The organism is Haloferax profundi, assembly GCF_001469865.1.
Lineage (GTDB): Archaea > Halobacteriota > Halobacteria > Halobacteriales > Haloferacaceae > Haloferax > Haloferax profundi.
Window position 1 is genome coordinate 1 of sequence record NZ_LOPV01000214.1, and the last position, 10865, is coordinate 10865.

8 protein-coding genes and 1 pseudogene are annotated in these 10865 nt (G+C 58.1%); 8 read left to right on the plus strand and 1 reads right to left on the minus strand.

All coding sequences use genetic code 11. The features are described 5' to 3' along the window. From AUR66_RS21945 to AUR66_RS10875, 6 genes and pseudogenes are all read left to right on the plus strand, one after another. Positions 1-491, plus strand: a pseudogene (locus AUR66_RS21945) (DUF354 domain-containing protein); the annotation flags it as partial. Between the two features lie 256 nt (positions 492-747). Next, on the plus strand, positions 748-1668 hold the full coding sequence (locus AUR66_RS10855) for a glycosyltransferase family 4 protein (RefSeq protein WP_231727835.1): 921 nt from the start codon (positions 748-750) through the stop codon (positions 1666-1668). Next, positions 1665-3629, plus strand: coding sequence for a hypothetical protein (locus AUR66_RS10860; protein ID WP_157533070.1), 1965 nt, complete (start codon positions 1665-1667; stop codon positions 3627-3629). Before AUR66_RS10855 ends, AUR66_RS10860 begins: the two co-directional genes overlap by 4 nt. 315 nt (positions 3630-3944) lie before the next feature. Next, positions 3945-4868, plus strand: a complete 924-nt coding sequence (locus AUR66_RS10865) for a DUF1616 domain-containing protein (protein WP_058572441.1) — start codon at positions 3945-3947, stop codon at positions 4866-4868. Positions 4869-4898: 30 nt separating this feature from the next. Further along, positions 4899-5912 carry a glycosyltransferase family 2 protein gene (locus AUR66_RS10870; RefSeq protein WP_058572442.1) on the plus strand — a complete coding sequence of 338 codons (1014 nt, stop codon included), beginning with the start codon at positions 4899-4901 and terminating at the stop codon, positions 5910-5912. Positions 5913-6118: 206 nt separating this feature from the next. Beyond that, entirely contained in the window at positions 6119-6970 is an 852-nt protein-coding gene (locus AUR66_RS10875; RefSeq protein ID WP_058572443.1) for a hypothetical protein, read from the plus strand. Between the two features lie 79 nt (positions 6971-7049). Here the strand turns inward: AUR66_RS10875 and AUR66_RS10880 are convergent, their stop codons facing one another. Beyond that, the gene (locus AUR66_RS10880) at positions 7050-8444 is read right to left on the minus strand and encodes a twin-arginine translocation signal domain-containing protein (RefSeq protein ID WP_058572444.1); all 1395 of its coding nucleotides are present in this window, start codon (positions 8442-8444) and stop codon (positions 7050-7052) included. A 396-nt stretch (positions 8445-8840) separates the two neighbouring features. On the opposite strand from AUR66_RS10880, the gene AUR66_RS10885 reads away from it, so the two are divergent. Together AUR66_RS10885 and AUR66_RS10890 are read left to right on the plus strand one after the other, a co-directional pair. Further along, positions 8841-10088, plus strand: coding sequence for a carboxylate--amine ligase (locus tag AUR66_RS10885; RefSeq protein WP_231727837.1), 1248 nt, complete (start codon positions 8841-8843; stop codon positions 10086-10088). 449 nt (positions 10089-10537) lie between these two features. Beyond that, positions 10538-10865 (plus strand): glycosyltransferase (locus AUR66_RS10890; RefSeq protein ID WP_157533071.1); only part of this gene is annotated, 328 nt, incomplete at its 3' end.

The window sequence follows — 10865 nt, forward strand, 5'->3', positions numbered from 1 at the left end:
AACGCGAACTCGTCTCGTATCTCGCCGAGCACGGCGACGTATACATCACCAGTGAAGCCCCACTTCCTCCGGAGTTCGAGCAGTACAAGCTAACGGTTCCGCCATACATGATTCACGACCTGTTGTACTACGCTACCCTCTACGTCGGGGACTCCGAGACGATGCCTACGGAGGCGGCCCTCCTCGGAACACCCGCGATACGAGTGAACTCGATGGTCGGAAAAGGCGACATCAGCAACTTCCTCACGCTCGAAGACTACGGACTCATGTTCTCGTTCGCCGACGAAGACAGAGTCTTCGAGAAAGTCGAAGAACTTCTGACCGAGTCGGATGCGAGCGATTGGGAGGAGAAGCGAGACACCCTCCTGTCCGAGCAGGGTGACGTGACGGCGTCGATGCTCGAACTGGTCGAAGAGCAGGCCGCGATTCATCAGTCGAAACGACGCCCCCTCGCCTCACGAATCTACGACGAAATCCTCGCGAGACTCTGACGAGGAGGGCAACCAGAGAGGACGCCCGTGGAGCCTCGTTAGACGCCCATTCTCCGAGATAGCCTGAGATTAACAATAGTCCCAGAGCACCGTCCCTCTACCAACGCTCCCCTACAGTCACGAGACGTGGAAAGTTTCACTCACTACAGGGGGCCACCGGCAGATATTGCGTGGCCACTGTGGTCCGTGACTGTCGTCGCGAGCACCCCGTCTGCCACGTATGTGGCACAACATCATGATTCGAACTCTACAATTGGTGACCACTCGACGGCCCTTCTTCGAACAGCAGGTCGCTGCGCTCGAACGGCACGGCGTCGATTGTCACGTGGTGACTGTCCCAAAGCCCCCGTCCGGGGCGAGGTCACTGCGTGATTACGTCCGGTTCTACGGACGTGTTCTCCGTGAATCCCTCGACGGGCCGTACGACCTCGTGCACGCGAACTACGGACTCACCGCCCCGGCGGCCATCGCCCAACCGACCCGGCCAATCGTCCTCTCACTGTGGGGGTCAGACGTCTGGGGAAAGTATGGGTACGTCAGTGACTGGTGTAGTCGCGAGTTCGATGCAGTAATCGTCATGTCCGAACAGATGGCCGACACACTCGATACCCAGTCGGTGGTCATCCCGCACGGCATCGACCTGAACCTGTTCGAACCACACCCCCAGACCGAAGCGCGAGCAGAGTTGGGGTGGAACGATCAGCAGTACCACGTGCTGTTCCCCTACTCGCCATCGCGAGAGGTGAAAGATTACCCGCGGGCGGTTCGCGTCGTCGAGAAAGCTCAAGAACGTCTGGGGAAGCCAGTGACGCTCCAGACGGTTTCTGGAGAACCGCACGAACGAATCCCGGTGTACATGAGCGCGGCGGACGCGATGTTGCTCACGTCCCACTGGGAGGGGTCGCCCAATGCCGTGAAAGAGGCGTTAGCCTGCAACCTCCCGGTTGTGAGTACCGACGTCGGCGACGTGCGGTCGTATCTCACCGAGCGGTCGGGGTCACACGTCGGCAGGTCCGACGACGAACTCGTTACAGCCCTCTGTGACGTATTAGAACGAGACGGACGGCCGAATAGTCGAGAGACGATGGTCGAGTTCGGTCTCGACCAGATGGCCGAAAATATCGTCTCGGTGTACGAGCGCGTTCTCGAACCGAAGAGAGAGGTGACAGCGTCGTGAGAGTGTTAAACGCATCAGTATTCAAGAAGAACAGCGTCGACGTCAACGCGGCAATCGTGGGTCTCGTACTGGCGATTATCCTCCTGCCGCTTCGGACGCTCTCGTCAGAACCGTTCATCACCGCAATTCCCGTCTCACTGGGATTAGCCTGCCTCTCGTATCTCGTGGTCAGGTGGCAGTACGACTCCACGACGGAACTGCCAACTATCTCGACGACGCTCTCGAAGGCTTCGACCGTCGCCTTCGTCTTCGGTCTCGGGACGCTCGTGCTCATCGCCCAGCAAGCACACGCGCGGACGGTCCCATTCTTACTCCTCGCTTCGGCACTGGCCGCGGTGATTCTCGTCCAACTCTTCTTCGTCGCGGACGACGCGTTCAGCCCGGGTCTCGTCCTCGCACAGATACTCGCCCTCTCGGTGGTCGTCCGATTCGCGTCGCTCTACACGACACCGGGGTTCGTCGGCGTCGATAGCTGGACCCATATCGCGCTGTACACCCAGCCGATTTTCGAGAGTCAGTCGCTCGGCCCGTTGGCAGAGGTGAAGTACTACGCTGCACCGCTGTATCACATCCTCGTGGCCACGACTGCACAGTGGCTTGGTGTCTCACTCCGCGATGCCCTGTTCCTCTCTGTCGGTCTCGTCACGACGCTGTTCACGGTCACGATATTCGGCGCAAGTCGATTCTTCGTCGGTGAACGGTGGGCCGTCGTCGCAGTGGCCCTGTACGCCGTCGCAGACCACGTCGTTCGGTGGGGCATCAACATCATCCCGACGAGTCTCGGTCTCGTGTTCTTCGTCGCCCTCGTGTACTACACGGTTCGGATGCTGTCGGTCCCGGCGCGCCTCCGAGACTATGGGATGATGCTCTTTTTCAGCGTCGCGATTATCTTCACCCATCAGGTGTCGGCGTTCATCGCACTCGTCCTCCTCGGCGTCGCCACGACCGTTCAACTGTTGTTCAAATTCGGGCACGGGCAGACAATCTTCGGAGAGCAGAACCGCCCAGTCAGCGAGGAAGCAGTCGACTCGTGGAGCCTCACCGTCGTGACGTCCCTCTACGCGGGTATCCTCGCCGTCAACTGGAGTGTCACACCGTACGCCAACTCGACGTTCATCGAGTTCATGCCGCGACTCCTCGAGTTCACTATCGCACAGTCGGCAGGATTCTTGAACCTCATCGACTCGTCGTCACCCCCACCCGTAGCATCACCCAGTGCTGCCGGCCCGATGGCCCAGTACGTCGCGTACTTCGACGGAATGGGGTACTTCATCCTGTTCTTCCTGACCATCGTGGGGTCCCTCGTAGTCCTCCACCTGCGGAGTCGTCGAGAAGCGGGACTCGTGCTCGTCGTCGCGACGGCGATAATGATGGTGTTCACGTTCCTCTTCCCGCTGTTCGGGGTTCGAACGTTCATCCCGAGTCGCTGGTACGCGTTCATGTACGCGCCGATGGCCATCGTCGGGACGTTGGGCCTCTCGTACCTCGCTCACCGCGTGACCGGGCGGCAAATCGTCGTCGGACTCGTGATATTCGCCCTCGTCTTCCCGGGGACGATGCTGATGTCTCAGAGTGCGACAGAAGACAACCCTGTCTTCCCAGACCACAACATCCGCTACGCGTACAGCGAGTCAGAACTCGCTGCGGTCTATACCGCAGGCGAAATCGACCCCGCGGCAGGTGGTCTCGTCTACACCGACCACCCGTACAAGACGGTGTTCCCGCGGTCTGGGAGTTACGAGGCCGAGACGATTCGGTTCGCCGAAGATGGGTCACTCGCGACGACAGGCGTCATCGTCTATCGACCGTTGCAGTCTGACGGGGCGACGTTGTTCGAGACGGGTCCCGACAGTTCGGGGACGTACGACGTGCCGCAGTCACTGCTGTGCCCAGAAGATGGCGAGAAGTTCTACGACAACGGTGACGTACAGATGTGTCGAACGCAGACGACCGACGGCTGAGTGAGAACTCTCGGGTAATCGGCCGAACAGATGTCGCTTCTGTATCAGAGACGGGGCCAGCAAACGGTCACGACCGAACAGATTCTCGTCGAGCGTCGGGGGCAGAGCGCGAGGTGAGAGAACGGTTCGTGCGTGCAAGACAGTTTACTCGTGGACTGGCCGGTGGAAAGTAGTGTATACTGATAGTTATGTGACCTCGTACCGGGATACTCGCTGAATAACAATGTCCTCACCACGGGTACAGATAGTAAGACCGTGATTGGAGATTCGCCCACCGCGTCCCAAGAGAGGATCCCTAGAGACCTTGCAGGGGTGATGTTGCTGACGGCCGTAGCCGTGGTCGTGTTGTTACTTCCGACGACGAGCGGAACGGTTCCACGCCTGCTCTTCGGGATTCCGTTGCTCGTCTTTCTCCCTGGTTATGCGTTGATTTCGGCCGTCTACACGAAGTCCGACGTCCCGCCCACGGAGACAGATGGAACCCAGGTGTCGGCAAACAGGTGGGCAGGTCGAAGTATCGACGTGTACACCCGACTTGGACTGTCAGTCGCATCGAGCGTGGCAATCGTGGCGATAGTCGCGTACGTTCTGAACTTCACGCCGTTCGGTATCAGTCCAGTCCCGACGCTCGTCACCGTGAGTGCCCTGACTATCGTCCTCTCGATCGTCGCGCTCTGGCGGCGGCGTGCAGTCACTCCGACAGAGCGATTTTCTGTGACCCTCCCGTCTCTCCACATCCGTGGGGCGACGCAGGGGCAGACACTCCTCAACGTCGCAATCGTCGTGGGACTCGTCTTCGCGCTCTCGGCGACAGGGTACGCGCTGACCGCATCTGAACCAACTGGAGGCGAACAGTTCACCGAATTCTATCTCCTCACCGAGAGCGAGACTGGTGGATTCGTCGCCAACGACTACCCCGAGGCACTCACCGCCGGAGAGCCAACTGAACTCGCTGTCGGCATCGAGAACCACGAAGACGGTGCCCGTGACTACACAGTCGTCGTCCTCCTCCAGCGAGTGGACGCGTCCGGCACCCTAATCGAACGTGAGCAGATCTCTCAGTTCCAATCGAGCGTCGCGGCAGGTGAGACAGAAGTCGTCGAACACACGGTTACCCCAGAAGGGATAACCGGAGAAAACCTCGAACTCGTCTACCTCCTGTACGTCGACGAAGCGCCGGCAGAACCGACTCGAGAGAACGCGTATCGTGACCTCCGACTCCGCGTATCAGTGTCGTAACATACGCACGTTATACATCCAAAAAAATCCATGTACAAAGGGAATACAATCAGCGTCGTCATTCCGGCATACAACGAAGCAGGCTTCATCGGTGAAGTCTTAGAAAGCGTCCCGTCGTACGTCGACCGCGTATACGTCGTCGACGATGGTTCTACAGACAGTACCTGGGAAGAGATACAGGCACACGCGACAGTCGCCGAGTCAGCAGACGGGAGCGTCGTCCAGTTCGACCAGCGTATCGTTCCCATCCGTCACGTCGAGAACCGTGGTGTCGGCGGTGCCATCAAGACTGGGTACCTCCGTGCGCGTGAGGACGAGATAGACATCACTGCGGTGATGGGCGGGGACGGCCAGATGGACCCAGACCGATTACCCGACCTCCTCGACCCAATCGTCGAGGGGCGTGCAGACTACGTGAAGGCCAATCGTCTCAGCAGACCCGAGAACCGACACACCATGCCACGGTTCCGCTACGTCGGTAACGTCATCCTCACGTTCTTGACGAAAATCGCGAGTGGGTACTGGGGGGTCAGTGACCCACAAAACGGGTACACCGCAATCTCACTCGACGCACTCGAACGAGCACCAATCGAAGACATGTACGAATTCTACGGGTACTGTAACGACCTGTTGGCGAAGCTCAACACCGAGCGTCTTCGTGTCGCCGACGTTCCGGTTCGAAGCGTCTACGGCGACGAAGAGAGCCACATTCGGTATCGAACCTATATCCCGCGCGTCTCTGCGATGCTGCTTCGGACCTTCCTCTGGCGACTCTCCGCGACGGCTCGTCGTGACAGGGGTAACCCAGTACCACTCTTCTATCTCACCGGTGCGGCAGGAGTGCTCGTCGGCATCTCACAGTTCGTCCGAGATTTGTTCGTCTCGAGCGACGACGAGGACGACACCAGCCACGCCCTCACCGGCGTACTCCTCGGGAGTGTGTCACTTCTCGTCGCCATGTTGTGGGAGACACGCCTCAACCGTGACCTAAGCGTCACCGAAGACAGTGGGTGGAACGAGCGTGACGACCGACGTGACGACTGAACTCGACCAGTCGTTGGCAGTCTGAGCCCCTCTCGTAACCCGTTTCTGTCCCCCTGTTACCGAACCGCCCGCCGAGCGCCTGGTGCGATTTTTCACGTCAGATATCAACTAAGTCTACAATTAACCACCACTATCTCGGCAATGAGGGTGAGAGCCGCCGATTCGTAGGAGTATAACAATCAATATATAGAGGTATATTGTGTACCATGCTTCGGTCAGCGGGAACCATCTATCGTGAGTGGGGGCTTAGATACCTCATCGCGATAGGGACAGAGCACTTCCTCATCCGAACCCTCGCTGATGCTCGCTCGCCGTCGTACTGGCGGCGGACGGAATCGTTCCACGACCGAATCTTAGACACCGACGTAAGCCACTACGAACACCCGAAGAATCCGTTCGCACTTCGGTACGTCGACCCTGCGGAGATATACCAGTTCAGTGGACGAGGAAGTGCCCTCTGGGAGAACGCAATGTACGAAATCGGTACGGTTCAAGACGGTGACTGGGACATCGAACCGTATCAAGGGCCACTCGAAGACAAGGAACTCGAAATCACGTTCGCGAACGCGCTCGAAGAGACGGTCCTCTACCGTTCGATGGAGGAACACTTCACGAACGGAGTCGCGTGGGAAGACACCCAATTCGTTCAGCGCATGTGCGAACTCATCAAGGAGTCTGACACGCGTGCGTGGCACGGGTCGATGACCTGTGAGGACGTCCGAGAGCGGTGTGCGTACCTCGACTCACTGTACGAACGTATCCAGACGGACGGGTTCCTCTCACAACGAGAACTGCAACAGCGTGGTGAAGAACCGCCGAAGGATTACCTCGATACCCTTCGAAGCGAGATTCTCGTCGATATCGGTCGCGACGGCGAGTTCTTGATGGTCGACGGTCGCCACCGATTGTCTATCGCGAAGATACTTGGAGTCGAATCCATCCCAGTGGTGGTCGTCGTGCGTCACGCACAGTGGATGGAAAAAATCAACAGCGACCCGGACGCGTTCGCGTCTCACCCCGACCTATCGGCCGAGAGAGACACACCGACTCGGTACTGAGCGAAACACGTCCAGAGCGTCTGTCGGCGGTTTCAGTGACTGCCGAGCACTCTGCCCTCCCGAACGAACCCTTCGGCCCCTACGGTAACTCGACCGTGAGATTCACCGTCGAGAGCGACGAATTGACTGTTTCGACTGCTTCCCCAGTGACTTTGATGACAGAGTCGGTGAGTTTGCATCCGTTCGAGTTCGCAAATCTGAACCCGTTTCGGTCGCGTCCCGTCTGGTTCACCTCACACCCTTTGAACGTCGTCCCGTCTCTGCCGTTTATCGAGACGGCGTGTCCGAACCCGGCGGTCCCGACAATTCGGACGTTCTCGAACGTCGAACCTAGCGGGCCAGCGGAAGAATCTGGGTCGAGCGCGTGAATCGCGTACGTGTCGTCCCTGTCGACCCTGATAGTCGTGTTTCGGATGGTCGCACGGCCAGTGTCTGAGTGAAACACCAGCGCCCCGAATCCTTCGCCTGCTTCTTTCCCGATGTAGATGAGGCAGTCCTCGACGAGTTGGCCGGACTTGCCGCGAAGTCTGAGACCTCTCGCGTTGAGTGCACCCGGTGGACTCGGGGGAACCTCGTTGACGACGATAGTCACACCTCGAACAGTCGAACCGGTCGTCCCGATGCGGACGTTCGCGATGTTGTTGTTCTTGTACAGACCGCCTTCGACGTGGACGACGCCATCAGCACCGTTTATCGACTCTTCGGGCCGCCCCGGCGACGACGCGTAGAGTCCGTTGTTCGGGAAGTTCTCGATGACACAGTCTCGGAAGGTCATCGACCCAGCGTGGGCACTTCCGACGTACGTACCGACGGCGTTTCCACCCTCGTGACCGCCATCGCGGGCGATGAGCCTCTCGACGAGTGCACTCGACTGTCTGTCGAGTACCTCCAATCTGAACGCAGCGGGGTTGTTCGGTCTCTCCTCGTCGGGCATCTTCCCTCGGAGGCGGACATCTCGAAGGGTGAAGTTCCCGTCGGCGATGATGTGAATCGACCCACCGAATCCATCGGCGGTGTAATCCAACTCGACTCCCTCGAGGAGGAAGTCGCTGATACCTTCGAGTCGGATGAACAGGTTGTCGTCCAACTCGTGTGCAGGGCGGTTGGGGACGAGTTTCGGTGTCGCTCCGTCTGCTGCCACGAACGCGAAGTTCGAGACCGATTCGAGTTCGTACTGGTCGAGTTTGTATCGCCCGTCAGGGAACACGACGGCAGTGTCGTCTTCGACGACGCGTTGGAGGACGTCGTTTATCACCTCTTCACCGGATGGGTCACCACCGGCCTCGACGATATCGACGACGTTCCCGTACCGGTCGAGAGGTGACGACTCCAATTCGGGCGGCGTATACTCGTCAGTCGTCCTGTCGTCGTCCTCGGGAGGCCCTTCGAAGAAGGGCAACCGATTCAGACACCCAGCCAGCCCCGCAGCGAGGCCAACCGCGCCACCGTACTTGAGATAGTCCCGTCGTTGCATCTTGCACTAGAACGTACGTGAGACACGCTCGGTCACGAGCCTAGTCCCACGACGTCAACCGTCACAACATAAGGGCCCTGAGCGGTTCGTTATGATTGATATATCGCCGATAATCTCCGTCTAAACAGTGTGTCTTTTACACTCTTGGTCGCCAGGCATCACACACCCCAGAAACCCATTCTGAAGAGCTCGAACCGATTTTTTCGATAAACGATATCGTGACGGTACAGTGGGACAGGTTACCCTCGGAGAGTGTCCGCCTCCAGTGACGGTAGAAGTCGAAATCAGGTATCAGCACCGTTCTGAGGGCCGTACAGACGCCGATAAACTTCACTTATCGACGACACACAGGTTAGCAGACCTATACTAAATCACGTTCACGTCGTCGTGTCATTCATGGCGACACGAAGGAAAAGCGACGGGTCCGTCCTCATTACGACGGGAAATTACGCGACGACACGGTCGCTGGGTGAGAAAGGAATCTACACGATACTCGCATCAGAGTACGACGATACACCCGTCGGGTCGTCACGGTATTGTGACGAAGTCGTTCGAGTCCCAGCGCCCAGAGACGGCTTGGTCGCCTACAAAGACGCACTGGTCGAGATTGCCGCCCGACCAGACGTGAAGACAATCGTCCCAACCCGTGTCGAAGATGGGTACGTTCTTTCGAAGTACTACGACGAGTTCGACGAGCACGTGGACGTCGTCGTCCAACCGTTCGAGATGCTGCACGAGGCGCACGATAGAATCCGACTCTTCGATGCCGCGCAGGCGGCAGGCGTCCCGATGCCGCGCACACGACTGCTCAGCGACGTAGAGGAGTTCGACACACCGGCAATCATCAAGGCACGGTTCAACGTACTCGTCGGCGAGTACGTCGACGGATACGACCCAAGTGAGTACGACATCATCAAGGGAATCCACCACGTCCAACCTGGAGATGTCCCGGACCGCGACGAAATCGTTCGCGAGATGAAACACGACCCCATCGTCCAAGAGTACGTCCCGTCCGCGGGGAAGTACATGTTCGCCGCACTCTACGACCACGGTGTCCCGGTCGCAACCTTTCAACACCGACAGATTCGTGGGAACTCGTACACCGGTGGCGGCGGTGTCTACCGTTCGTCTGTCTACATCCCAGAACTCGAAGCAGTCGGCCGGAAACTCCTCGACCACATGAACTGGCACGGCCTCGCGTGCATCGAGTACGTCAAGGACGCAGAGACGGGAGAGTTCAAACCGATCGAACTCAATCCACGAATCTGGCAGTCGATGCCGTCGACGGTTCGTGCCGGTGCTGACTTCCCGTACTACTACTGGTTACAGGCGACGGGGCAGAAAGAGCGCGTCGAGCCGAGATACGAACTCGGTGTGGGAAGTCACTTTCTCTGGGGAGAGCTTGGGTACCTGGCGAGTGTCGTCAAAGACGAGTCTCCGTTCGTTCCGCGCCCATCACTCCCCTCGGCGGTGAGAGAAGTCGCCTCGTCGATTATCTCCGAGCCACGGTTCGATATCGTCCGCCTCGACGACCCGTTACCGTTCGTCCACTTCGTCTTCCACGTCTTCTTCTCGAAACCGGTTACACCACGGTTGCTGAGTGCTGCCAAAGGGGCTATGCTTCGGAGCCGAAAGGTCAACTGACCAACTGGCCAACCGTGTTACGAGTATCATTCCGCAACGTTACGTGTCGCCATCCGATTTCGAAGCTGTCAGGTTTCCGTTCTAGTTTTTGGATTCTTTGAGATATTCGTCAGGTCTGACCACTCAGAAAACGTGTAGAGGATATCGGGATAGATACTATTCCAAATATATCAGAATATAGTATATTCTCGATTAACTGGTTTGCTCGCTATACAATCACATAACGATGAACGTGGTATACAGACATTTATCTATAAATATCTCAGATAGTAGAAATTCATTTGCTGTTTGTCGTGATTAACAAAGCATCCGACAGTCCAAGAGAGGGGTGGAAGTATCGATGTCACTACGAACACAGCCCCTCGAGTCAGCCCCTCGGTTCCACACGGACGTGGACACCCCGCTGACTGACCTTCGACGTATCTACCCACGGTTGCAGGAGGGCCAGGATGTACCACGGTAAGACCGTCGCAGTCGTCGTCCCAGCCTACAACGAAGAACGGTTCGTTGGAACGGTCATCGACACGATTCCAGCATTGGTCGACCGGACGTACGTCGTTGACGACCACTCGAGCGACGGGACGTGGGCAGAAATCAAAGCTCACGCAGCTCAAGTGAACGCCCGGGAAGCAAACGCAGACGCTGAGCACAGTTTCGAATTACTCTCCCCAGATGGTGGCGAGACGTCGGGACAGCGTGTCGTCCCGATTCGTCACCCGGCCAACCGTGGTCGTGGCGCTGCGGTCAAAACAGGGTATCGCCACGCGCTCGACGACG